Annotated in this window: 14 protein-coding genes and 1 pseudogene (1 of these 15 running past the window's edge); 8 read left to right on the top strand and 7 right to left on the bottom strand. The window is 73.6% G+C overall.

All coding sequences use genetic code 11. The features are described from left to right. Positions 1–2: 2 nt before the first annotated feature. Together ACZ7G3_RS25655 and ACZ7G3_RS25650 are read right to left on the bottom strand one after the other, a co-directional pair. Complete coding sequence (locus ACZ7G3_RS25655; protein WP_426517866.1) at positions 3–254, bottom strand: acyl carrier protein; 252 nt, start codon at positions 252–254, stop codon at positions 3–5. A 59-nt stretch (positions 255–313) separates the two neighbouring features. After that, positions 314–529, bottom strand: coding sequence for an MbtH family protein (locus ACZ7G3_RS25650; protein ID WP_426602062.1), 216 nt, complete (start codon positions 527–529; stop codon positions 314–316). Between the two features lie 372 nt (positions 530–901). On the opposite strand from ACZ7G3_RS25650, the gene ACZ7G3_RS25645 reads away from it, so the two are divergent. Then, the gene (locus tag ACZ7G3_RS25645) at positions 902–1,762 is read left to right on the top strand and encodes a thioesterase II family protein (RefSeq protein ID WP_470928392.1); all 861 of its coding nucleotides are present in this window, start codon (positions 902–904) and stop codon (positions 1,760–1,762) included. Here ACZ7G3_RS25645 and ACZ7G3_RS25640 read toward each other — a convergent pair. Then, complete coding sequence (locus ACZ7G3_RS25640) at positions 1,666–2,202, bottom strand: hypothetical protein (protein ID WP_470928391.1); 537 nt, start codon at positions 2,200–2,202, stop codon at positions 1,666–1,668. The genes ACZ7G3_RS25645 and ACZ7G3_RS25640 overlap by 97 nt on opposite strands. Positions 2,203–2,454: 252 nt before the next feature. Here ACZ7G3_RS25640 and hppD point away from each other — a divergent pair, with 252 nt between their 5' ends. From hppD to ACZ7G3_RS25605, 7 genes and pseudogenes are all read left to right on the top strand, one after another. Beyond that, positions 2,455–3,495 (top strand): 4-hydroxyphenylpyruvate dioxygenase, encoded by a 1,041-nt coding sequence (gene hppD, locus ACZ7G3_RS25635; RefSeq protein WP_470928390.1) that lies wholly within the window; start codon positions 2,455–2,457, stop codon positions 3,493–3,495. Then, positions 3,492–4,505 (top strand): annotated as a pseudogene (locus ACZ7G3_RS25630) (alpha-hydroxy acid oxidase); the annotation flags it as partial. The gene hppD and the pseudogene ACZ7G3_RS25630, both read left to right, overlap by 4 nt. Before the next feature lie 6 nt (positions 4,506–4,511). Then, positions 4,512–5,978 carry an aminotransferase-like domain-containing protein gene (locus ACZ7G3_RS25625; protein ID WP_470928410.1) on the top strand — a complete coding sequence of 489 codons (1,467 nt, stop codon included), beginning with the start codon at positions 4,512–4,514 and terminating at the stop codon, positions 5,976–5,978. Further along, positions 5,975–7,105 (top strand): prephenate dehydrogenase, encoded by a 1,131-nt coding sequence (locus ACZ7G3_RS25620; protein WP_470928389.1) that lies wholly within the window; start codon positions 5,975–5,977, stop codon positions 7,103–7,105. Before ACZ7G3_RS25625 ends, ACZ7G3_RS25620 begins: the two co-directional genes overlap by 4 nt. Before the next feature lie 24 nt (positions 7,106–7,129). Then, entirely contained in the window at positions 7,130–8,359 is a 1,230-nt protein-coding gene (locus tag ACZ7G3_RS25615) for a sensor histidine kinase (protein WP_470928388.1), read from the top strand. A gap of 217 nt (positions 8,360–8,576) precedes the next feature. Further along, positions 8,577–9,515: an ATP-binding cassette domain-containing protein gene (locus ACZ7G3_RS25610; protein WP_470928387.1), complete on the top strand. Its 939-nt coding sequence runs from the start codon at positions 8,577–8,579 to the stop codon at positions 9,513–9,515. Positions 9,516–9,529: 14 nt separating this feature from the next. After that, on the top strand, positions 9,530–10,369 hold the full coding sequence (locus tag ACZ7G3_RS25605; RefSeq protein WP_426602054.1) for an ABC transporter permease: 840 nt from the start codon (positions 9,530–9,532) through the stop codon (positions 10,367–10,369). Positions 10,370–10,443: 74 nt separating this feature from the next. Here the strand turns inward: ACZ7G3_RS25605 and ACZ7G3_RS25600 are convergent, their stop codons facing one another. From ACZ7G3_RS25600 to ACZ7G3_RS25585, 4 genes are all read right to left on the bottom strand, one after another. Further along, positions 10,444–10,767: a hypothetical protein gene (locus tag ACZ7G3_RS25600; protein WP_470928386.1), complete on the bottom strand. Its 324-nt coding sequence runs from the start codon at positions 10,765–10,767 to the stop codon at positions 10,444–10,446. 145 nt (positions 10,768–10,912) lie between these two features. Continuing rightward, positions 10,913–12,025: an NYN domain-containing protein gene (locus ACZ7G3_RS25595; RefSeq protein WP_470928385.1), complete on the bottom strand. Its 1,113-nt coding sequence runs from the start codon at positions 12,023–12,025 to the stop codon at positions 10,913–10,915. A 323-nt stretch (positions 12,026–12,348) separates the two neighbouring features. Beyond that, complete coding sequence (locus ACZ7G3_RS25590) at positions 12,349–13,470, bottom strand: hypothetical protein (protein WP_470928384.1); 1,122 nt, start codon at positions 13,468–13,470, stop codon at positions 12,349–12,351. A 159-nt stretch (positions 13,471–13,629) separates the two neighbouring features. Beyond that, positions 13,630–25,249 carry the 3' portion of an amino acid adenylation domain-containing protein gene (locus ACZ7G3_RS25585; RefSeq protein ID WP_470928383.1) on the bottom strand. The gene runs 3,242 nt beyond the window's last position, so only the last 11,620 of its 14,862 coding nucleotides appear in the window; its start codon lies off the right edge, out of view; the stop codon is at positions 13,630–13,632.

Genomic DNA, 25,249 nt, shown 5'->3' with positions numbered 1-25,249 from the left:
GGTCAGCGGGCGGGGGCCTCCGCGACGATGGTGTAGACCGCCTCGAGGTTCACCATCTGGGCCAGCTCGGACTGGTCGATGGTGATGCCGAACTCCTTCTCCAGGGAGGCCAGGATCTCGATGGCACGCAGCGAGTCGGCGCCGTGGTCGTCGATGAAGAGGCTGGTGTCGGTGACCTCGTCCTCCTCCAGCTCGAGGATGTCGCAGACGATTTCCTTGACAGCGGACCGGCGGTCTTCGGCAAGTATCGGCATGACGTTGTTTCTCCTAGACGGTTCGGTGTGCGATGTGACGGGTTCGGCAGGCCTGTCCCTCAGGCCCCGGCGTCCATGGCGGCCGCGAGGCTGCGCGGGCGCATGTCGGTCCAGTGCTCGTCGACGTAGTCCAGACATTCCTGGCGGGATGCGGCACCGTGCGCCTTTTCCCAGCCGGCCGGAATCTCCGCGAACACGGGCCAGACGGAATGCTGACCCTCGTCGTTCACGAGTACGTAGTACTCGGCATTGTCATCCTCGAACGGATTGGCCATGGGCGTCTTCCTTCCTGGCACGGTCACGTAATTCGGCTCGACTGTACGCAGCGGAGTTTCACTCGGACAAGACTTCTCGGAGATCGCCCCGACCGTGCGTTCGAGAGTTTTCAATGAGAAGAATTGAATAACGTGTTGCGGGTCTTTCGGCCTGCCCGCACCGTTCGGGCCGGCGTGCCCCGGAACGGGGTCCCGCAGGTCCGGCCGGGCCGCGGAAGGGGCCGATCGTCACTGCTCCGCCGGTCCCCGGCCACCGAGCGTCACTTCCGGGCATCGAAGATTTCTTGGCCGGCCGCGCCGCCGGCCGGCCGCAACCGCTACGTTGCTGCGAGCCCGTCGCGAGCCGACACGAGCCCTCGGAAAGGAGGCCGGATGGCCGGGCACCTCATCCGCCCGCTCCCCAGGCCGCAGGCCGGCCGGGTGCTGTTCTGCCTGAGCTTCTGCGGGGGCGCCACCGCGCCCTTCCGGCCCTGGGCGGACTGCCTCCCCGAGAACACCGAACTGGCGCTGTACTGCTATCCCGGCCGCGAGGCCCGCTACGGCGAGCCGTTCGCCCGGAACTGGCAGCACCTGCTCGACGGGGCGCTGGCCGCGCTGCGCACGCTCGCCGGACGCGAGGTGGTGCTGTGCGGCCACAGCATGGGCGCCTGGGTCGCCTTCGACCTCGCGGTGCGCGCCCGGCGCACCGGGCTGGCGGAGCCGGAGGCGGTGGTGGTGTCGGCGGCGCACGCGCCCGCCGTGCTCTCCCGGCACACCGACGTGCCGCCGCACCCGCGCAACACGGACCGGGAACTCCTCGACTGGATGCTCACCGCGGGCCAGCTCTCCGAGGCGGTGCGCGGCGAGCCGGAGCTGCTGCGGATGGCGGTCGAGGTGCTCCGCGCCGACCTGATCGCGGCGGACACCTACCGGTTCCGCCACGGGGACCGTGTGGACGCGCCGCTGCAGCTGCTCCACGGCGACCAGGACGATCTCACCGAGGCGGACCTGGCCGGCTGGAGCGGGCTGACGACCGGTCCGTTCGAGGCGACCCGGCTCGAGGGCGGCCACTTCTACACGCCCGCGGTGTGGCGGCGGCTGCCCGAGCACATGGCGGTGTTCCGCCCGGGCGCGCCGGACGGAACACCGCCGCCGGATCAGGCCGCACCGACCTCGCGCACCAGCCTGCGGCGGATCGCCCGCAGCATGGACGCCCGGGTCAGCCCGCTGCCGAACCGCACCAGCCACCAGTAGGGCGCGAACGAGCGGCGGGTGCGCGCGTCGGTGGCGAGGACCCTCGTCTCCGTACTCAGCGTCCCGCCCTCGAAGCGCACGTTCATCCCGACCTTCAGGATTCCCGGCTCATGGCATCCGGTCACGATCTCGGAAATGGTGCCGGGGGGCCGGGGGACGTCGTGCGGCGACTGCACCCCGGCGAACAGGAACTCGTCGTCGCCGGCCGGGATCACCTCGCCCATGCCGCTCAGGTAGTCGGAGACGATACGGCGCTCGGCCGACACATCCGCCCGGGTGAGCGCCACGAGGACACGGGCCAGCGGCGCCTCCGACCAGGTCGCCGCCCGGACGGCCCTCATCACCTGCTCCGTGGTGCCGGGCACCGAGATCCGGTGCACTTCCCGGAAATGCCATTCGGGCAACAGCCGGTCCAGTTCCGATCCGCTCTCACCAGGCATTTCAGTCCCCTTCACGAAAAGGCAGCCGTCTGACTCCGCGGAACATTCTAGAGAAGTTTTCGAAATGGTCTCGCCGGGACCGGTCCACTGGCAGGTAAATGTCAGCGACAGGCCGTTTCGCCACACATGCACGCCCGGCCGTCCGGCCGCCATTCAGCAAGTTGACAGAAAAAGCGCCGTGCCGCTCGCCGGCCCGAGAACGGCGGGCTCAATCGAATGCCGCCGCACCCGACACATCGGATGGGGAACAACGTGACCGCACACGACGTCGAATACATCGAGATCCTCACGAGCGACCTGGAGGCGACCTGCGCCTATTTCACGTCCGCGTTCGGCTTCCGCACGCGGGCCCGCGGCACGGCGGCCGGCCTGGAGGCGGTGCTGCTGGAGCAGGGCGCCGTCCGCCTCGTCGTCGCCGCGGGTCCGGCCGCCGCGGGTCACCTCGCCGCGCACGGCGACGGCGTGGTGGACATCGCCTTCGCCTGCACCGACCCGGTCGCCACGCGGGACGAGGCGGTGGCCGCCGGTGGGCGCGCGCTCACCGGGCCGGCACCGGAGACGCTCGTCGTGTCGGGCTTCGGCACGGTGCGCCACACCCTAGTGCGGCGGGCGCCCGGGGCGCCGGCCCTGCTGCCCGCCGGCTGGGACTGGACCGACCTCGGGCCGTCCACGCCGGCCGGTGCCGCGCAGGCCGCGCCACCCGCGCTGACCGCCCTCGACCACGTCGCGGTGTGCCTGGAGGCCGGGACGCTGCACGATGTCGTCCGCTACTACCTCGACGGCTTCGGCTTCGAGCAGTTCTACAGCGAGTACCTGGCCGTCGGCGAGCAGGCGATGGACTCCATCGTGGTGCGCAGCCCCTCCGCCGGGATCACGTTCACGGTCATCGAGCCGGACGTGTCCCGCAAGCCCGGCCAGATCGACGAGTTCCTGGTGCGCAACGGCGGCGGCGGTGTGCAGCACCTGGCGTTCCTCGTCGAGGAGATCGTCCCGGCCGTCATGGCGTTCGAGGCGCGGGGTGTGGAGTTCCTGCGCACCCCGGACACCTACTACGACGCGCTGGCCGAGCGGATCCCCTCGCTCGAGGCGGTGATCGCCGACCTGCGCAAGACGAACGTCCTCGCCGACCGGGACGAGTGGGGGCACCTGCTGCAGCTGTTCAGCCGCTCCCCCTTCGAGCGCCGCACCCTGTTCTTCGAACTGATCCAGCGACAGGGCGCGCAGGGCTTCGGCAGCGCCAACATCCGCGCCCTGTACGAAGCGGTCGAGCGGGCCAGGGCGGTCACCGCATGACCGGCCGGCCGGACACCGCCGGGGACCGCCGCCCGGCCCTGACCGTCGCCGACTTCGCCGAGCGTGCCCGCGGCCGGATGGAACCGGCCGTGTGGGACTTCGTCGAGGGCGGTGCCGGCGAGGAGCGCACGCTCGCCGCGAACCTGCGCGCCTTCGACCGGGTCCGGCTGCGGCCGCGGGTACTGACCGGCGCGGGCGTCCCGTCGCTCACCACCACGGTGCTGGGCCGCCGTTGGGCCGCGCCGCTCGCCGTGGCGCCGATGGCGTACCACACCCTGATGCACCCCGAGGGCGAGACGGCGACGGCACATGCCGCGGGCGACTCGGGGGTCCCACTGGTCGTGAGCACCTTCGCGGGCCGCCCGTTCGAGGAGATCGCCGCGGCGGCGCGGGCGCCGCTGTGGCTGCAGGTGTACTGCTTCCGCGACCGGGAGACCACCCGCCGACTCGTCGAACGCGCCGAGCACGCCGGGTTCGAGGCACTGGTCCTCACCGTGGACGCGCCCCGGCTCGGGCGCCGGCTGCGGGACGAGCGCAACGGCTTCCGGCTGCCGCGGGGCATCACACCCGCCAACCTGCCGGCGGGCGACTACTCGTCCCCGGCCGAGCACGGCCGCCGCGGGCTCGACCCCGCCATGGACTGGTCCGTGCTCGCCTGGCTGCGCTCGGTGAGCCGGCTTCCGGTGCTGGTGAAGGGGCTGCTGACCGCCGAGGACGCGGTCCGGGCACGCGCCGCCGGAGCGGACGGCATCGTGGTGTCCAACCACGGCGGACGCCAACTGGACGGCGCCCCGGCCACCTTGGACGTCCTCGCCGAAGTCGCCGCGGCCGTCGGCGGGCATGCCCCGCTGCTCCTGGACGGCGGTGTGCGCCGGGGGTCCGACGTGCTGGCGGCGCTGGCGCTCGGCGCGGACGCGGTGCTGGTGGGCCGTCCGGTCCTGCACGGTCTGGCGGCCGGCGGCCGGGACGGCGTGTCCGGGGTGCTGCGCCTGCTCACCGACGGACTCGCCGACGCCATGGCCCTCACCGGCACCGCGACGGTCGCGGACGCCGGCCCCGCGCTGCTCCGCACCCCGCCGGTGGCGCCGCCCGCACAGCACCCGGCGGAGCAGCCCGTGCCGCCGGGCGGGCCCGCCCGGCCCGGTGAGGTGCGGCTGCGCAGGCAGGAGCTGCACCGGAGCGTCCTGGACCCGGTGCTGGACACCATGACCTTCCTCAACGAGGTCACCGAGCGCTTCCCCGAGGCGATCTCCTTCGCGCCCGGACGGCCGTACGAGGGCTTCTTCGACACCGAGCAGATCTTCGCCCACGTCCACCGCTACCTGGACCACCTCGCCGGGCAGGGCGCCTCCCCGGAGGCCATCCGCACGGCCCTGTTCCAGTACGGGCCGACGGCGGGGCGGATCCGTGAGCTGATCGCCGGCTCGCTCCGCGCCGACGAGGGCATCGACGTGCCACCGGAGTCGATCGTGGTCACCGTGGGCGGCCAGGAGGCGATGCTGCTGACGCTGCGCGCCCTGTTCGCCGGCCCCGCCGACGTGCTCCTGGTCGTCAGTCCCTGCTACGTCGGCATCACCGGCGCGGCACGGCTGCTGGACATCCCGGTGGTGCCGGTCGAGGAACGCGCCGAAGGGCTGCGGTGCGCGGACGTCGAGGCGGCGGTCCGCGCCGAGCGGGCCGCGGGACGCCGTCCCCGGGCGCTGTACCTGGTGCCGGACCACTCCAACCCGACCGGCACCACGCTGTCCCGGGCGGCGCGCGAGCAGTTGCTCGACCTGGCGGGCCGGCACGATCTGCTGATCCTCGAGGACAGCCCGTACCGGCTGGTCAGCCCCGGCCCGCAGCTGCCCACGCTCAAGTCCCTCGACCACGCGCGCAGGGTCGTCCATCTCGGCTCGTACTCCAAGAGCGTCTTCCCGGGCGCGCGGATCGGTTTCGTGGTCGCCGACCAGCCGGTCGTGGACGCCGGCGGCCGGCAGGGGCTGCTCGCCGACGAACTGGCCAGGATCAAGAGCATGGTGACGGTCAACACCCCGGCCCTCAGCCAGGCGGCGGTGGCGGGCGCCCTGCTCGCCGCCGAGGGCAGTCTCGTCTCGTACAACGCCGTGCCCGCCAAGCACTACGGTGCCGCGCTGCGGACCCTGCTGGACGAGCTCGACCGGCAGCTGCCCGAGTCCTGGCGCACCGTCCACGGCGTGGACTGGAACCGGCCGGACGGAGGGTTCTTCCTCACGCTGCGGGTGCCGTTCCGCGCGGACGACGCGGCACTCGTGCGGTCCGCCGAGGAGTTCGGCGTGCTGTGGACGCCGATGGCGCACTTCCACCCGGGGGCGGGCGGCGACCGGGCGATACGGCTGTCCTTCAGCAGCCTCGGTCCCGAGGAGATCGAGGCGGGGGTGGCCAGGCTGGCCCGGTTCGTGCGGGCGGAAACGGCCCGGTCCGCCGGGCCGAGCGCCGCGGAGCCGGCGGAGGTGGAGCTGTGAGGAGCGCCGCCGTCATCGGCACCGGACTGGTGGGCACGTCGGTGGCGCTGGCGCTGAGCCGGCGGGGCGTGGCGGTGTTCCTCGACGACCGGGACACCACCGCGGCCCGGACCGCCGAGGCCCTCGGCGCGGGTTCCCTCGCGCCGCCGCCCGCCCGGGTGGACGTCGCCGTGCTGGCGGTGCCGCCCGCGCACGTCGGCGCGGTCCTCGCCCGCTGCCAGGAGCAGGGGCTGGCCGGGACGTACACGGATGTGGCCAGCGTCAAGGAGCGGCCGTACCAGGACCTCGTCCTCGCGGGCGGCGACCCGAGCCGTTACGTCGGCGGGCATCCGCTGGCCGGCGGGGAACGCTCGGGGCCGCTCGCGGCGCGGGCCGACCTCTTCGACGGCCGGCTGTGGGTGCTGACCCCGGCGGAGGCCACGGACCGGTCCGCGCTGAACCCGGTGCTGGAGCTGGTGGCGCTGTGCGGCGGCACCCCGGTCATCATGGACACCGTCGCGCACGACCGGGCGGTGGCGCTGACCTCGCACGCCCCGCATCTGGTGTCGTCACTGACGGCGGCCCGGCTGGCCGGGGCGGACGACGAGCACATCCGGGTGTCCGGTCAGGGACTGCGGGACATGACGCGCATCGCGGCGGGCGAGCCCGCTCTGTGGGGCGACATCCTGGAGGCCAACGCGGAGGCGGTGGCGGACGTGCTGGAGGCCTGCGCCGCCGATCTGGACCGGACCGTCGCCGCGCTGCGCGCCCTGCACGGTGCCGACGGCTCGCTGCGGCGGCAGGCGGCCGCCGACCTGGACGGGGTACTGCGGCGGGGCGCCCTCGGCGCGGCGCGGGTGCCCCGCAAGCACGGCACGCCGCCCGCCGAGTACGTCACGGTGCCGGTGGCCGTGCCGGATCAGCCCGGTGCGCTGGCGCGGCTGTTCGCGGCGGTCAGCGCGGCGGGGGTGAACATCGAGGACGTCAGCATCGAGCACTCGGTGGACCAGCCGAGCGGCCGGGTGGAGCTGGTCGTGGAGCAGTCGTCCACGGAGGAGATGCGCCGTCTGCTGGACGTGCACGGCTGGACGCCGCAGCCTCCGCCTCCGCTCGTATCGGGCATGTCGCCCACGGGCGGGCGGAGTTGACCGGCCGTCACTAGAATCGGCGGGATGCCTCTGCCGACCGGTAACCAGTCCGGGAATCCCGTCCGCCGCCGTCTCCTCCAGCCGCTCTGTGCGTTGCTCGCGGCCGCAACGGTCACGGGCGGCCTGGTCACCGGCCCCACAGCGGGCTGGCGGGCGGTCGTCCCCATGATGATCGCGGTGCTCGGCGCGCTGGCCGTGGCCGGCCGGCGCGACCGGGTGCCGATCGTGCCGACGGCCGTGGTCGTGGCGGCCGCCTCGGCGCTGGGCACACTCTTCGGCGACCCGCCGGTGCAGCGCCAGTCGACGGGCCTGGTGACACTGTTGGAGATCGGTGCCACCCTGCTGCTGGTCTGTCTGGTCGCCCGGTACGCCGCCGCGCGGGCCGCCGTGGTGCTGTGCGGGGTGCTGGGCGTCCTGGCGTCCACGGTGATCCTGCGCCTGCAGGTGCCGCCGACGCTGCTGGAGGCGGCCGCGCAGTGCACGTTCTTCGCCCTGGGTGCGGTGGCCGCGGGTGCCGTCGGCGGCTATCTGCGCGGGCTGGAAGGACGCCGGCTGCGCTCGGTGCACGAGGCACGCCGCCACCAGCGCCTCCAGCTCGCCCGGGACCTGCACGACTTCGTGGCCCACGACGTGTCCGCCATCGTGGTTCTCGCGCAGGCCGCCCAGGTGGTCGGCGGCGACCACCCGGAGAAGGTGATGCCCATCCTGAGCCAGATCGAGACCGCCGGGCAGCAGGCGCTCCGCTCCATGGACCGCACCGTGCAGATGCTCGACGACGGTGCCGGTACGGCCGCCCCGGCCGCCGGGGAAGGCAAGACGCGGGCGTACGGGCTGCCCGACATCCCCGACGTCGTCGACCGGTTCCGGTCGGCCGGGCGGTCCGAGCTGTGCCTGGGCATGGACCTGACGCCGGAGCAGATCGATCAGGTGCCGCGCGAAGTGGGCAGCACCGCGCACCGGATCGTCGTCGAGGCGCTGACGAACATCCGCCGGCACGCCGCGGCCACGCCGCTGGTCTCGGTGTCCGTGACGCTCGACACCGAGGCCGCGGAGCCGGTCCTCACCGTGTCGGTGACCAACAGTCCGCCGTCGATCACGGAGCCCGGCGGTCTGCTCGGTGACGGGGGCCGGCGCGGCGGCGGCACGGGACTGACCGGGCTGGCCGAGCGGGCCGGCGCGCTGGGCGGCAGCCTGGAGTACGGCGGCCACGGCGACGGCGGCTGGCGGGTCACCGCCGTTCTTCCCCTGCGCTGACGCCGGCGCACGCCGCTCCGGCGCGGCATACCACGCCGACGGCGATTTCCGGGAATCCCGCAATTCCACTTCAACAGTTCTGATCCATGCTCCATGAATTCTCGCCGCGCGGCTACCGTACAGCTGTAGGTGACGGCCCATGGGGTCCCTTTCGGTCATCCCTGAAAACGCCCGAAGACCGGTAGCGGACTTCCGGGATCCAGCGAAAGGGAATTCCATGGACACCCCGATGATCGAACTGACCGACGTCACGAAGACGTTCGGCTCCACCAAGGCTCTCGACGGGGTCAGCCTCACGGTGCCACACGGCACCGTGCTGGGCCTGCTCGGGCACAACGGCGCCGGGAAGACGACCGTCGTCGGCATCCTCAGCACGCTCGCCGTACCGACGTCGGGGCAGGCCCGGGTGGCCGGGGTCGACGTGGTGCGCCATCCCGGAGAGGTGCGCCGGCGCATCGGGCTCACCGGTCAGTACGCGGCCGTCGACGAGACCCTGTCCGGGCACGCCAACCTGCTGCTCATCGCCCGGCTGCTGGGCGCGTCCCGCTCCCAGGCGGCGTCCCGCGCGGAGGAACTGCTGGAGCTGTTCTCCCTCACGGACGCCGCCCACCGCGCCGTGAAGAACTACTCCGGCGGCATGCGCAGGCGCCTCGACCTGGCGGCGAGTCTGGTCGGGGACCCCGATGTCATCTTCCTGGACGAGCCCACCACGGGGCTCGACCCGACGGCCCGCCGGGCCCTGTGGACCGTCGTCCAGCGGCTGGTCCGGGAGGGCACCACCGTGCTGCTGACCACCCAGTACCTCGAGGAGGCGGACGTCCTCGCCGACTCGATCACGGTGCTGTCGTCCGGCCGGGTCGTCGCGTCGGGCACCGCCGAGGAGCTCAAGAACCGGATCGGGCACCGGTCGGTGTCGGTCACCGTGCGCGGCGCCGACGACCGGGAGCCGGCGGCCGCCGCGCTCCGCAGGGCCGGTCTCAGCCCCGCGCACGAGGACGACGGCCTGGTGCTGACGATGCCCGTACGGGACTCCACCGCCGTGGCCCAGGTCGTCCGGGCCACCGACGAGGCGGGCGTGGACCTCGCGGGGCTCGCCTTCTGCGAACCCTCGCTGGACGACGTGTACATGGCCCTGAACCACTCCGACGGACGCTAGGCAGGGATGCCCCCATGACCCTCACCACCGATCAGAAAGCGGGGGCCCCGGCCTCCGCGCTCACGCGCCCGCTCCGTTACGGCGGGGCCGGCGTGCTCCGGCAGGTCTCCGTGCTGTCGGGGCGGTCGCTCCGGGCGCTGCGCGAGCCGGCGCTGGTGCTGCCGGGCGTCCTGGAGCCGATCCTGATGCTGACCGTGTTCAGCCAGGTCTTCAAGAGCGTCTCGCAGACCTCCGCCTTCCCGGCGGGCGTCAGCTACATCGACTACCTGCTGCCCGCCTTCCTGGTCACCGGTTCCATCAGCGCCGGCCTGAAGTCCGGGGTGGCGCTGACGACCGAGATGAACAACGGGATCATCGCCCGTTTCAAGGCGATGCCCATACACACGGGGTCGGTCCTGGTCGGCCGGAGCATCGCCGACACCGTGCTGAACTGCGTCAACATGCTGGTGATGCTGGCGGCCGCCGCGCTCGTCTTCGGGTACGGCCCGGACGGCGGGCTGCTCGGCTCGCTCGGCGCGATGCTGGTCGCGGTGATGCTCGGCTGGTCGCTCGGCTGGGTGTTCATGGCGCTGTCCGCGTGGGTGAGGAAGCCGGAGGCCCTGCAGCCCATCGGGGGCATCGTGAACATGGTGCTGCTGTTCGCCTCGAACGCGTTCGTGCCGGCCGAGGGACTGCCCGGCTGGCTGAGGGCGTTCGCCGAGGTCAACCCGATGTCGTACGCGATCACCGCGGCCCGGGACCTGGCGCTCGGCGAGCCCAGCACGGCGACCGTGCTGGCCACCCTCGGCACCTGTGTGGTGATCGTGTCCGTCACCGCGCCGCTGGCGGTCCGCAGCTTCCGCCGCGCGACCTGACCGCGGGACACGGACACGGCCGGGGCCCGGAACCAGCGACTGGTTCCGGGCCCCGGTGTGCTGGGGGCGGCGGCTCAGCAGGGGATGAGCCCCACGTAGCGGTCCGCGACCCAGGAGGGCTCGCCGGTGCTGACCGTCCGGCCCGGTGCGACGGTGTGGCACTCGTCCGGCACGAACCGCACCCCGCCCTTGCTGTACTGGACGTTCACCTGCTGGGTGGTGGAGCAGTTGTTGGTGATCCGCACGGTGACCGTCACCAGGTGGATGGGCTTGGCCACCACGCAGCCGGGCACGGACGCGGCCGCTTCCGGGCCGGCGGCCCGGGCGGTGCCGTGCACGGCGCCGACCAGCGCGAGCCCGGCCACTGCGGCGCCCATCGCGCGAGTGATCCTCTTCATTCCCGTTCCTCCGTGTCTCTCGTCTGTCATGCCGTCGGTTCGGCGTACGGAAATCAATGGAACAAGTGGCGGACATCGCCGCTCCGTCGCAGATCAACGAATTCATTTCCGGACACCTGGCGAATCTCCGCGATCGCGACGGGAATCAGCCACGGCCGCAGTGCGCGCAGCCGCCGCGGCGGCGCAGTTGATAGCCGAAGGTCGCCACGCCCAGCGCGACGCCCCACACCGCCCAGAAGACGGACGGCCCCAGCGTTCCCCACATGTGCGGGTCGAAGTCCCGGATCGCCATCAGACCGGCCGGGACGAGCACCACGGCCACGACGGACGCGGGCACGACCGCGGTCGCGGGATGGACCGGCCGGCCGCGCTTGAACCACACCCAGCGAGGCCACACCTCGCCCCACCGCGCGATCAGACCGTGCATCAGCAGACTGCCGAGTGTGGAGACGACTCCCAGAGCCAGGCCCATCTCCAGCATGTTCGGGGTCTCCTGCATGTCCTTCAGGAAGTCGTCGGTGATGCCGAGCGGCCAGCCGAAGTACCAGGCGATCCGGGTGATGTCGTACGGGAGGGTGGAGATGACGGCGATCCACACCGCCCAGCGGGACCAGCGCAGTGTCGCCGCCGGGTCGGTCCAGGACGCCGCCGCCCGTTCGCCGCGCCCGCAGCGCACGCAACTGCCGCCCGTTCGCCGCTGGTAGGCCAGCGTGGTGGCGATCCAGAGCAGCCCGCCGACGAAGACGATGATCAGGTGGATGCGGTGCCAGTACAGGATGTCGCCGAGGTCCTGCGGCCCCGGGACCCCGGTGAAGACGAACACCAGCAGCACCGGCGAGAACACCAGCAGTCCGAGCAGCGAGTAGTCGGGGATCAGGAAGGTCAGCAGGCCGCCGGCCGTCCAGCCGAACGCGAGCAGCGCACGGCGGGTGCGGCCGGTGCCCCGTCCGCGGACCATCAGCGTCCCGGCGACCGCCCCCACGGCACCGAACACCGCCATCACGGGGGCGACGACCGCAGCGCTGCTCGGCTCCAGGATCGACGAGGAGGAACGGTCCTCGACGGTCTTGGTGAAGGGGTACCCGTCCCCGCCCAGGGCCCAGTACAGGCCCGCGAGGCCGTACAGGACGGACCACACCACGACCAGGCGGCCCGACCAGTCCGGCCACCGGTGCCACCAGCGGCGGTGGGGCGCGGGGTCCTCGGAATTCATCGCTGCCCGCAGGCTGTCCGGCTCTTCAACGGCTGTGTCTGCCATGACGGTCGTCCTTCTCCCACCGCTCCCCGCAGGGTGCGGTTCCTGTCGTCGTGAAAACAAGACTGCGGCCCGCGATCCGGTCGGCGCATCTGCCGTTCAGCAGATCTCGGCGGGAATCCCGGCCGGCGCGAGGACACGAAAAAGGCGGCTCCGGGCCCGGCGGGGGAAGGCGGGCCCGAAGCCGCCGGTCTGTGAATCAGCGGGTTCGGAAGGTATTTCCTGTCGTGCTGTCCGTGTCTTGCCGTGTGCTGTATTGCCGTGTGCTGTATTGCCGACTTCTGTCTCGCGGTGCCGGTTCATTGAATCCGGCGCCGGACAGCCGCTCAAGCACGCATCGACGAATTCGAATCGAGGTCCTGCGCCGGCTCCGCCGCCACGCCCTGCGGGCCGCCCCGGCCGCAGTGCTTGCACGCCCCGCGCCGCCGGAAGTAGTAGGCGAGCGTGGCCGCCGCGAGGGCCGCGCCCCACACCGGCCAGATGGTCTCGGGCACGGTGGCGCCCCAGTTCGCCGCCGGGTCCTCGAAGGCCCCCTGGAAGTGCAGGCGGATGTACATGATCCCGGCGGTGGTGACCATGACGGCGACGAGTGAGGCGGGCACGATCGCCAGGGCCAACGGCACCCGCCTGCCCCGCAGTCCGGGAATCCAGCGGGGGAACACCTCGCCCCAGCGCTGCACCAGCCCCAGGGTGAGCAGCGAACCGAGCGCGCCCATCGTGGCGAGGGCGGCACCGAACAGCCAGAGCTTGTCCTCCTTGCCCTCCTCCCACATCTTGTCGGAGATGCCGAGCGGATAGCCCAGCGCCCAGGCCCAGCGTGTGCTGGCGTACACCAGCGGCACGGCGACGGCGGTGTAGGCGGCCCTCCTCCCCCAGCGTGCGGCGGACTCCCTCGAGGTCCAGTCGGCCCGCGAGTCCGTGCGCCCGCAGGCGGTACAGGCCCCGGTGGTGCGCCGCTGGTAGGTGACCGCCGACATCGTCATGAGTCCGACGGCGACGACCGCGAACACCTGGTTGATGACGGTCCAGTTGATGGCACTGAACCTCAGCATGAACACGTAGGCCAGGTTGCCGAGGATCCGGAAGTCCGCGATCACCCCGAGCACCGCGGCGACGGACAGCCCCGTCGCACCGAGCAGCACCGGGGTCGGGACCCGGCGCCGGCCGGGCAGCGCGAGCAGCACGGCCACCGCGGCGCTGAGCATGAACCCCGTCGCCATCCAGGGCGCGAGCAGGTCCCGGCCGACGTGTTCGAAGGCCGAGTACTCCGGGTTCGCGTCGTCGGCGCCGAACGGGAAGCCCGACCCGCCCAGGGCCCAGTGGACATGAGCGAGGCCGTAGGCCGTCAGCGCGGCGACGGCCGCCCAGCCGATCAGGGCGGGCCGGCCGTGCGCCCGGTGCCCGGTGCGAGCCGCTCGTCGTAAGGGCGCGTTCTCCACCCGTGTCATGGCGCCTGCCTCTCCTTCGGTCGTTGCACGTTCAGCATGGCTCGCGGTGGTCCGCCGCCACATCTGCCGATCGGCAGATCCGCACGGAGCGGCACGGGCAGCGCGCGGGCCCGGCTGCCGTGGCGCTGGTACGGAGCCGGGCCCGGTGGTGCGGGGTGGTCAGCGCCCGCCGAGCCGGTCGTTCAGGGCACGGCCGATCTCGGCGACGGGTCCGGCCTGGAGCAGCTGCCGGTGCTCGCAGTCGACCTCGCGGACCTCCACCGCACCGGTGACGAAGCGGCTGAGGCGGGCCACCGAGCGTGCGGTCTTGTCCTCCGGGTGGTCCTCGTCCCGGGTGGCCACGAACAGCAGGACGTCGCCGTCGAAGACGCCGGGTTCGAAGCCGATCGTCAGGTGCCAGTTGTTGTTGTTCACCGCGCCGATCCGCATGATGTGCTCCTCGTCGAACGTGGCGAGGGCACTGCCCTCCTCGCGGAGCACCGCCATCACCTCCTCGTGCCGCAGCGGACCGTCCCCGAACATCCCCGGGTCGCGGCCGACGAAGTCCAGCAGGGCCAGCAGGACCTTCTGCTCGTCGGCCTCGGTGTACTCGCCGTCGAGGTCCTCGGCACTCATCGGCACCTGGTCGAGGTTGGCGAGCAGGGCCACCTCCTGTCCCTGCTGCTGGAGCCGGACGGCGACCTCGTGGGCGAGGACCGCGCCCATCGACCAGCCGAGGAGGTGGTAGGGGCCGGACGGCTGGACCTCGCGGATGCGCGCCACGTAGTCGTCCGCCATCTCCGGCACCGAGCGCGGCAGCGGCTCGTCCCGGGCGAGTCCGCGGGCCTGGATGCCGTACACGGGGTGCGCGCCGTCCACGTACCTCAGCAGACCGGAGTACATCCAGCTGACCCCGCCCACCGGGTGCAGGCAGAACAGCGGCGCCGCCTCTCCCCCGTCGCGCAGGGTGAGGACCACCTCGAAGGAGTCGTCCGGACGGCTGCCGGCCCCCATCAGCTCCAGCAGGGACGCCACCGTCGGGGCCTGGAAGAGGGCCCGGTTGGAGAGGTCCGCACCGAGGACGGACCGGATCCGGCTGGTGAGCTGGAGCGAGATGATGCTGTCGCCGCCGAGTTCGAAGAAGTTGTCGTCGATGCCCACCCGGTCCAGCTTCAGCAGCTCCGCCCACAGCCGGCACACCAGCTCCTCGCGCGGGTTGCGCGGCCCGCGGCTGCCGCCGGACGGACCGAAGTCCGGGGCGGGCAGCGCCGTGCGGTCGACCTTGCCGTTGGTGTTCAGCGGCAGTTCGGGCAGGGCCACGAACGCGGCCGGAACCATGTAGTCCGGCAGGCGCCACGCCATCTGCTCGCGCAGGCCCGCGGTGTCCGCGCCGGGCACCGGCACGACGTACGCCACCAGCTGCTTGCTGCCGGGCCGGTCCTCGCGGACCGTCACCAGGCTGCGGGACACCTGCGGCTGGTCCTGCAGGACGGCCTCGATCTCGCCGAGCTCGATGCGCAGACCCCGGATCTTCACCTGGTGGTCGGCGCGCCCGACGAACTCGATCCGTCCCTCGGCGTCCCAGCGCACCACGTCGCCGGTGCGGTACATCCGCCCGCCGGCCGGCCCGGAGGGGTCGGCGACGAAGCGCTCCGCGGTCAGCCCCGGGCGGCCCACGTAACCGCGCGCCGTGCCCGCCCCGGACAGGTACAGCTCACCCGCGACGCCGACCGGGACGGGCCGCAGCCGGTCGTCCAGGACATGGGCCCGCATGTTGTCCATCGGCCGCCCGACGGGGATGCCGCGGCCGGTGCGGTACGGGGCGCGCAGCGGCAGGCAGGTGGCGTACACGGTGGTCTCCGTCGGGCCGTAGACGTGCACCACCGTGGTGTCGGGGCAGGCGTCCAGGACCCGCTGGAAGGCGGCCGGGGAGACCTGCTCGCCGCCGGTCCAGATCTCGCTGAGCGGGGCGAAGCAGGCCGGGTCCTCCTCGGCGAGCAGGTTGAACAGCGCCGTGGTCATGAAGGCCGCGGTCAGCCGCTCCTCCCCGGCGAGCCGGCGCAGCCCGGCCGCGTCCAGCTGCCCGGGCGGCGCCACGACGAGCTGCCCGCCGCGCAGGAGGGTGGCCCAGATCTCGTACGTCGAGGCGTCGAAGGCGTGCGGCGAGTGCATCAGGACCCGTTCGTGGCCGCTGCGCCAGCGGGTGTCGGCGGCCAGCGCGACCACGTTGGCGTGGGTGATCCCGATGCCTTTCGGCCGGCCGGTCGATCCGGAGGTGTACATGATGTAGGCCAGCTGGTCGGGGTGGACCGGCCCGCCCGGCAGCGGACCGGCCGGACCGTCGTCGTCGCCGTCGGCTTCCAGGTCGGCCCGCAGCACCCGAGCGGTGTGCTCGAACTCCACGCCGGACATGGCCTCGTCGGTGAGCAGGACGGCGCAGCCGGTCTCCGCGACGATGTGCTCCAGGCGCGGCACCGGGTAGCGCACGTCGAGCGGGACGTACGCGGCTCCCGCCTTGAGGACGGCGAGCGTGGCGACCAGCAGATGGACCGAGCGTTCCTGAAGGATCGCGACGCGGTCGCCGGGGGTGACCCCCGCGGCGGCGAGCCGGCGGGCCAGCCGTCCGGCCCGCGCGTCCAGTTCGGCGTAGTCGAGGGTGGTTCCGCCTCCGGTGACGGCCGGTGCGCCGGGCCGCTCGGCCGCCCGCTCCTCGAACAGCGACACGATCGTCCCGCCCGGCAGTTCCCGGTCGGTGTCGTTGGCTTCCGCCAGCAGGGACCGCTCGTGCGGCGCCAGCAGGTCGAGGTCGGCGATGCCGGCGGCGGGGTCGGCGACGACCGCGGCGAGCAGCCGGGTCAGGCGGTCCGCGAACGCCTCGGCGGTGGCACGGTCGAACAGCGCGCTGTTGTACTCCAGTTCGCCGCCGATACCGCTGGTGCCGCCGTCGCGGGGTACTTCCCCGAACGAGAAGGACAGGTCGAACTTGGCGATGTCCGCCGAGGTCGGCTGCGGTGCCAGGGTGAGGCCGGGCAGGTCCAGCCGGGCCTCCTCGTTGTTCTCCAGGCTGATCGCCACCTGGAACAGCGGGTTGCGGCCGAGCACCCGCGGCGGGTTGAGCTCCTCGACCAGCCGCTCGAAGGGCACGTCCTGGTTGCTGAACGCGGCGAGGTCGGCCGCGCGTACCCGGTCCACCAGTTCCCGGAAGCCGGGGGCACCGCTCAGGTCGGTGCGCAGCACCAGGGTGTTGACGAAGAAGCCGACCAGGTCGTCGAGGGCCTCGTCGCCGCGGCCCGCCACGACGGTGCCGACCGGGATGTCGGTGCCGGCGCCGAGCCGGTGGAGCAGGGCCGCGACGGCGGCGTGCAGCACCATGAACAGGCTCGCGCCGCTCTCCGACGCCAGCCGGTGCACGCCCTCGGCCACCTCGTCGGGCAGTACCAGCGGCACACGGCCGCCGTGGCCGGCCGCGTCCGCCGGGCGGGGCCGGGCCGCCGGGAGCTCCAGTTCCTCGGGGAGTCCGGCCAGCGCGGTGCGCCAGTGCCGCAGCTGCCGGCCGAAGGGGCTGTCCGGGTCGCTCTCGTCGCCGAGGACCCGGCGCTGCCACAGCGCGTAGTCGGCGTACTGCACGGGAAGCGGTTCGAACTCGGGTGCGTGTCCCGCCCGTCGGGCGGCGTACGCGGTGCCGAGGTCGCGGGCGAGCGGTGCCAGGGAGGAGCCGTCGGCCGCGATGTGCTGGAGCACCAGGTCGAGCACGTGCTCGCGCGGGGCGAGGCGCAGCAACCGGGCCCGCAGCGGCAGGCCGGCGGCCAGGTCGAAGGCGTACGCGGCCGACTCGGCCAGTACATCGCCCAGTTCGTCCTCGGTGACCGCGCGGGTCTCCAGGGCGGGGGCGGCCTCGCCGGCGTCGAGCACCCGCTGGTGGGGCGTGCCGCCCTCGGCGGGGAAGACGGTGCGCAGCGTCTCGTGGCGCTCCACCACGTCGCTCAGGGCCGCCTGGAGGGCTGGCGCGTCCAGGTCGCCGAGCAGCCGGACGGCCAGCTGGATGTTGTAGGAACCGGCCGTTTCCTCCACCGAGTCGATGAACCACAGCCTGCGCTGCTGGTGGGAGAGCGGCACCCGGGCCGGCCGTTCGGCCGGGGCGAGGCGCAGCCGGGCGGTCTCGGCCGCACCGAGCCGGGTGGCGAGCGCGGCGACGGTCGGCGCCTCGAACACGGCCCGTACCGGCGCCTCGGCGCCCAGCGCGCCGCGGATCCGGTTGACCAGCCGGGTGGCCAGCAGGGAGTGTCCGCCGAGGTCGAAGAAGCTGTCGTCGATGCCGACCTCGGGCACCCCGAGGACGTCGGCGAACAGGGCGCACAGCGTCTGCTCCCGTTCGTCGCGCGGGGCGCGGCGCTCCGCCCAGCCGCCGAGCTCCGGGGCGGGCAGGGCCCTGCGGTCCAGCTTGCCGTTGGCGGTCAGCGGCAGAGCGTCCAGCAGCCGCAGCGACGACGGCACCATGTAGTCCGGGAGTTCCGCGGCGAGGTACTCCTTCAGTTCCCCCGGCTCCACGGGGGCCGCCGCGACGACGTACCCGGCCAGGCGCTTGTCCCCGGGCCGGTCCTCGCGGACGACGACGGCGGCCTGGGCGACGGCCGGGTGGCGGCCGAGGCGGTCCTCGATCTCGCCGAGTTCGATGCGGAAGCCGCGCAGCTTGACCTGCTCGTCGACGCGGCCCGCGAACTCCACGACGCCCTCGCCCGTCCAGCGGGCCAGGTCTCCGGTGCGGTACAGCCGGGAGCCGGCCGGACCGAACGGGTCGGCCACGAACCGCTCCGCGGTGGTGCCCGGCCGGCCGGTGTAGCCGCGGGCGAGCCCCGCACCGCCGATGTACAACTCGCCGACGACTCCGACGGGGACCGGGCGCAGCGCGCCGTCCAAAACGTAGGCGCGCATGTTGTCCAGCGGCCGTCCGATGGGTATCCGGGCGGGCACCGGGGCGTCGGCGGCCAGCGCGTGGGACAGCGCGAACGTGGTGGACTCGGTGGGGCCGTAGCCGTCCACGACGACGGTGTCCGGGCAGGCCTCGCGCACCCTGCGCACGGCGGCGGCCGGTACGGCGTCGCCGCCGGTCCACACCTCGCGCACGCCCGCCAGGCTGTGCGGTGCCTCCTCGGCGACCAGGCGGAACAGTCCGGCGGTGAGCCACAGGGCGGTGACGTCGTGGGCGGTGAGGAGTCGTCCGAGGCCGGCCACGTCGAGGTCCGCGGGCGGGGCGACGACGACCGTGCCGCCGTTCAGCAGCGGTACCCACAGTTCGTAGGTGGACGCGTCGAACGCCGTCGGCGAGTGCAGCAGCACCCGCTGGTGCGCGCCGCCCTGCCAGCGCCGGTCCACGGCCAGTTCGACGATGTCCCGGTGGGTGATCGCCACGCCCTTGGGCACGCCGGTCGAGCCGGAGGTGTGCATCACGTACGCCAGCTGCTCCGGCAGGACGGTGCGCCGCGGGGCGGTGCCCGGTGCGTCCTCGTGCGCGCCGGCCACGGTGACGCCGAGGCGGGCCGCCCGGTCCGCGAGGGCGGCGTCGGTGACCACGACGGGGGCGCCGGTGGCGGTGACGACCTGCTGCTGCCGGGCGAGCGGATCGCGTTCGCGCAGCGGCACGTACGCGCCGCCCGCCTTGAGGACGGCGAGCAGGGCCACGGGCAGGTCGGCGGAGCGCTCCATCAGCACGGCGACCGGGGTCTCCGGGCCGACACCGAGGCCGGCCAGCCGGCCGGCGAGCCGGTCGGAGCGTTCGTCCAGCTCCCGGTGGCTGAGCGTCACGTCGCCGAAGACGACGGCCGGGGCGTCGGGAGTGCGCTTCGCCCGGGCCCGCAGCAGTTCGGGCACGGCCTGTCCGGGCACGTCGGTCGCGGTGTCGTTCCACTCCACGAGCAGGGTGTGGCGCTCGGCCGCGGTCAGGGTCGCCAGGGAGTCGACGCTCCGGCCGGGGTCGTCGGCGAACGCCTCCAGCAGGCCGCGCAGCCGCTCGCCGAGGGCGCGGGCGGTGCCGTCGTCGAACAGGTCGGGCCGGTAGTCGATCCGCAGGGTGAGGGCCGTGCCGTTGTCCGAGGTGCCGAGCGCGAGCGGATAGTGGGTGCCGTCCTGGATGCTGGCGTCGACGATGCCGAGGTCCTCCGCGGTCTCCTCCAGGTTCTCCTTGTCGACGGGGTAGTTGCTGAACTCGGTGGAGGTGTCGAACAGTGCCTGGGTGCCGGTGATCCGCTGGATGTCGGTCAGGCCGAGGTACTTGTGCGGCAGCAGCCCGTACTGCTGCTCCTGCAGCCGGGTGACCACGTCGAGCAGCGAGTCGCCGCGCTCGACGCGCACCCGCACCGGCAGGGTGTTGATGAACAGGCCCACCATGGTCTCGACGCCGGGCAGTTCGGCGGGGCGGCCGTTGACGGTCTCGCCGAACAGGACGTCGTCGCGGCCGGTGAGCCCGGCCAGCAGCAGGCCCCAGGCGGCCTGGACGACCGTGTTCTTGGTGACGCCGTGGCGGCGGGCCGCGGTGGTGAGGCCGGCGGTCGCCCGCTGCGACAGGGTCAGTTCGCGGATGCGGGGGCGCAGCGGTTCGCGGGCCGGGTCGGCGGGCGCGACCAGGGTGGGCTCGTCCACGCCGGCCAGGGCGCTGCGCCAGGCCTCCTCGGCGGCGGCCCGGTCCTGTCCGGCGAGCCAGGCGAGGTACTCCTTGTACGGGGTCACGGGCGGCAGCGCCGTGACGTCCCCGCCGTTGCGGTAGAGCTCGAAGAGGTCACCGGTCAGGACGGGGCCCGACCAGCCGTCGAACAGGATGTGGTGGCTGGCCAGCAGCAGCCGGTGGGTCTCGGGACCGGTGCGGACCAGGGTGAAGCGCAGCAGCGGCGGGGTGCGCGGGTCGAACCGCTCGGCGGGCGCCTCGGCGGTGATCCGTTCGAGTTCCCTCTCGCGCGTGCCGGGGTCGTGGGCACTGAGGTCCACCTCCCGCCAGGGCACCTCGACGTCGCGCGGGATGACCTGCAGGGACTGACCGGTGGCGCCGGGGCGGAAGGCCGCGCGCAGGTTGTCGTGCCGGCGCAGCAACGCGCCGGCGGCGTCGCGCAGGCGGGCGGGGTCCAGGGGGCCGCGCAGGTCGAAGGCGAACAGCGTGGTGTAGATGTCGGCGCCGCGCTCGTCGTAGAGCCCGTGGAAGAGCAGACCCTCCTGGAGCGGGGAGAGCGGCAGGACGTCGGTCAGGCCGTCGGTGGCCGCTTCCAGGCGGTCGATCTCGTCCTGGTCGACGGTGACCAGGCTCAGGTCGGAGGGGCTCAGGCCGCCCGTGCCGGTGGCCGCTTCGGCATGGTCGACCAGGGCGCGCAGCGCCCTGAACCAGCTCTCGGCGAGGTCGCGCACGTCGTCGTCGGAGAACAGCTCCCCGGCCCAGATCCAGGTGGCGGTCAGGCGGGGGCCGTCGGGGTGGGTGACGGCGGTGGCGGTGAGGTCGAGGGCGTGCGGCAGGGCCATGGCGGCCTCGGCGACGCCGGACAGGTCGCGGTCGACCTCGGCCTCGGTGCTGTCGGGTTCCCCGGCGGTGCCGAGGCGGCCGAGGTAGTTGAACCCGATCTGGGGCTGCGGGTAGCGGGCGAGGACCTGGGTGGTCTGCGGGTTGAGGTGGCGCAGCAGGCCGTAGCCCATGCCGTTGTCGGGCAGGGCGCGCAGCTGCTCCTTGATCCGCTTCAGGGCCGTGCCCGCCGCCGGTCCGCCCGACCACAGTTCCTCGTCGGGGAGCGGGCCCGCGTCGAGGCGCAGGGGGTGCAGGCTGGTGAACCAGCCGACGGTGCGGGACAGGTCCACTCCGTCGGTGATCTCCTCGCGGCCGTGGCCCTCCAGGTCGATCAGGACGTCGGTGCCGGTGCCCCGCCCGGTGCGCTGCCGCCAGTCGGCGACGGCGACGGCGAGCGCCGTCAGCAGCACGTCGTTGATGCCGGCGTGGAAGCGTGCCGGGACGGGGCCGAGGAGCGGCCGGGTGTACTCGGCGGGCAGGCGGAGGGTCAGCCGTGCGGCGGTGCCGAAGGTGTCCCGCGCCGGGTCCAGCGGGCGGGGTGTCAGCATCGGGTCGGGGCCGTCCAGGACGTTCCGCCACAGAGCCAGTTCGCTCATCCGCTCCGGCTGCGCGGCCAGTTCGGTCAGGCGCCGGGCCCAGCTGCGCAAGGAGGTCCCGACGGGCTCGAGGGTGACGTCGCGGCCGGCCGCCACCGCCTCCAGGGCGGCCTCCAGGTCGGGCAGCAGGATGCGCCAGGACACGCCGTCGACGGCCAGGTGGTGGACCACGAGGGTGAGGGTGCCGGGGGCGTCGGTGCCCGCGTCGAACCAGACGCAGCGCACCATCGCGCCGGCCTCGGGATCGAGCCGCGCCTGGGCCGCGGTGGTCTCCGCGACGGCGCGGGCGTCGAGTTCGTCCTCGTCGAGGCCGGCGGCGAGCAGGGCCGCGGCGTCGACCCGGTGGACGCAGTCCTCGGCGCGTACGGTGCCGGGCGGGGCGATCTCGAGGGACCACCCGAAGTCGGCGCCGAGCCGGGACAGGGTCATGCGCAGCGCGTCGTGATGGTCGAGCACGGCCTGCAGGGCGGCGGTGAGGGTGGCGGCCTTCGTGCCCTGCGGGACGGGCATGGACATGGTCTGGTTGAAGCGGTCGATGGAGCCGCCGCGTTCCCGGATCCAGTGGATGATCGGGGTGAGCGGCACGTCACCGACCCCGTCGGAGGGCTCGGCGGGTTCCGCCGCGGGTTCCTCCTCGCGGCCCAGCAGCAGTTCCGCGAGGGCCTGCGGGGTGCGGTGGACGAACACGTCGCGCGGGCTGAAGGCGAGCCCGGCGCTGCGGGCGCGGCTGACCAGCTGGATCGAGCTGATGCTGTCACCGCCGGCGGCGAAGAAGCTCTCCGCCACGTCGATCCGTTCGACCCCGAGGACCTCCGCGAACAGCCTGCACAGCGTCGCCTCGGTGTCGTTGAGCGGTTCGCGGGTGAGTGCGGCGGGAGCGGCGGCCTCCGGTTCGGGCAGGGCCTTGCGGTCGAGCTTGCCGTTGACGGTCAGCGGCAGCGCGTCGAGCGGGACGCACAGGGCGGGCACCATGTGCGCCGGGAGCGCGGCGGCGACGTGCTCGGTCAGCGCCTGCGGGTCGGGCGTCCGGCCGTCCGCGCCGACGACGTAGGCGATCAGGCGCTTGACCGCGGGCTGCGTCTCGTGGACGACGACCACGGCCCGGTCGACGTCGGGGTGGCGGGCCAGGACCGTCTGGATCTCGCCGAGTTCGATGCGTACGCCGCGGATCTTGACCTGCTGGTCGTCGCGGCCGACGAAGTCGAGCGTACCGTCGGCACGGCGGCGCACCATGTCCCCGGTCCGGTACATGCGCGCGCCGGGCGGGCCGAACGGGTCGGCGACGAACCGCTCGGCGGTGAGCGCGGCCCGGCGCAGATAGCCGCGGGCCAGCGCTCCTCCGGACAGGTACAGCTCACCGGCGGTGCCCGGCGGTACCAGCCGCAGCGAGGCGTCCAGCACGTAGGCGCGGCTGCCGGGCACCGGCCGGCCGATGGGCGGTGTGCCGTGGCCGGGGGCGAGCGGCTCGGACAGGGTGGTGGCCACGGTCGCCTCGGTGGGTCCGTAGGCCACGACGAAGCGCCGGCCGCGGCTCCACCGGTCCACGAGGTCGGTGGGCACGGTGTCGCCGCCGACGGCGAGGCTGCGCAGTCCGGGTACGGCGTCCGGCGAGAGGGTGGCGAGGACGGCCGGCTGGATCTGCAGGTGGGTCACCCCGCGGTCGGCCAGGATGCCGGCCAGCGGGTCGCCGGCCAGCGGGCCCGGCTCGGGCACCACGAGGGCGGCACCGGCGAGCAGGGTCATGCACAGCTCCATCACCGAGGCGTCGAAGCTCGGCGAGGCGTACTGCAGGACCCGGCTGTCCGGGGTGACGTCGAACCGCTCGTGCTCGGCGGCGGCGAAGTCGGCGAGCCCGCGGTGGGTGACGACCACGCCCTTGGGCACGCCGGTGGAGCCGGAGGTGTAGATGACGTACGCCGGGTGGTCCACGCGCAGCGGTGCCACGCGGTCGGCGTCGGTGACGGCGGTGCCGGGCAGGCCGTCCAGCCGTGCGGCGACGTCCGCGTCGTCGAGGACGGTGATGTGCGGGACGGCACCTTCGGGCACGGCGGCACGGTGGGCCGCCGTGGTCAGGACCGCGCCGGGCCCGGCGTCGCGGAACATGAACGCAATGCGGTCGGCCGGGTATTCGGGGTCGACGGGCAGGTAGGCGGCGCCGGACTTGAGCACGGCGAGCTGGGCGACCACGGACTCCACGGAGCGGCCGAGGACCAGCGCCACGGTCTGCTCCGGGCCGGCGCCCTGCGCCACGAGCAGCCGCGCCAGACGGTTGGCGCGCTCGTCCAGTTCCGCGTATCCGAGCCGGAGGCCGGGGGCGTCCACGGCGAGGGCGTCGGGGTGGGCGGCGACCCGGGCGGCGAACAGCTCGGGGAACGTGGCGGGGTGCGCCGGGGTACCCCCCGGCGTTCCCGGGGCGGTCATCACGGCGCGTTCGGCCGGGGAGACCAGCTCCAGGCCGGCGAGCGGGCGGGCGGGGTCGGCGACGAAGGCCCGGAGCAGCCGCAGCACGCGGTCCGCGACGGCCTCGACGTCGGCGTGGGCGAACAGGTCGGGCCGGTACTGCCACGTCATGCTCATCCGGGTGCCGCGCAGGGCGACGCCCAGCGCCAGCGGGTAGTGCATGGCGTCGTGCACCTGGGCGTCGACCACGCCGAGTTCCTGCGCGGAGGTCTCCAGGGCCTCGAAGTCGACCGGGTAGTTCTCGAAGACGAGCACGGTGTCGAAGAGTTCGCCGAGGCCGGCGAGCCGCTGCACCTCGGCGAGCCCCAGGTGCTGGTGGGCGAGCAGGCCCGCCTGCTGGGTCTGGACCCGCCGCAGCAGGGTGAGCAGCGTGTCGTCGCGCCGTGCGGCGACCCGCACCGGCAACGTGTTGATGAACAGGCCGATCATCTTCTCCACGCCGGGCAGCTCCGGCGGGCGGCCGGAGACGGTGGCGCCGAACACGACGTCCTCGCGGCCGGTGAGCGCGCCGAGCACCATGCTCCACGCGCCCTGCACCAGGGTGTTGACCGTCAGCCCGTGCTCGCGGGCGCGGGCCACGAGGTCCGCCGCGAAGGACTCGGGCAGCTCCGTCTGCAGCCGCTCGGGGGCGACGGGGTCGCGGTCCTGGGCCTCGGCCGCGAGCAGGGTCGGCTCGTCGAGGCCGGCCAGGGCGGAGCGCCAGGCGTCCTCGGAGGCCGTGCGGTCCTGGGCGGCGAGCCAGGCGAGGTAGTCCTTGTACGGCACCGGCCGGGGCAGCCCGGCGGGGTCCCCACCGCGTCCGTACAGCTCGAACAGCTCGCTCACCAGCAGCGGCAGGGACCAGCCGTCCAGCGCGATGTGATGGACGGTCAGGACGAACGTGTGCCGCTGTTCGCCGAGCCGGACCAGGGTGCAGCGCAGCAGGGGCGGGCTGCCGAGGTCGAAGCGGCGTCCGCGGTCGCCGGAGAGCACCCGCGCCAGCTCCTCGTCCTGGGCGGCGCCGGACAGGTGGCTCAGGTCGGCCTCCGCCCAGGGCAGTTCGGCCTCGGCCGGGACGACCTGGAGGGGTTCTCCCGAGGCACCGGTGACGAAGCAGGCCCGGAGGTTGTCGTGGCGGCGCAGCAGGACCTCGGCCGAGTGCCGCAGCACGGCGGTGTCCACCGGTCCGTCCAGGGCGAGCGCCGACTGGATGGTGTAGACGTCG

The organism is Streptomyces sp. NPDC037271, from assembly GCF_055603605.1.
The sequence above is the reverse complement of the archived record's forward strand: the minus strand, read 5'-3'. Positions and strand labels throughout refer to the sequence as shown.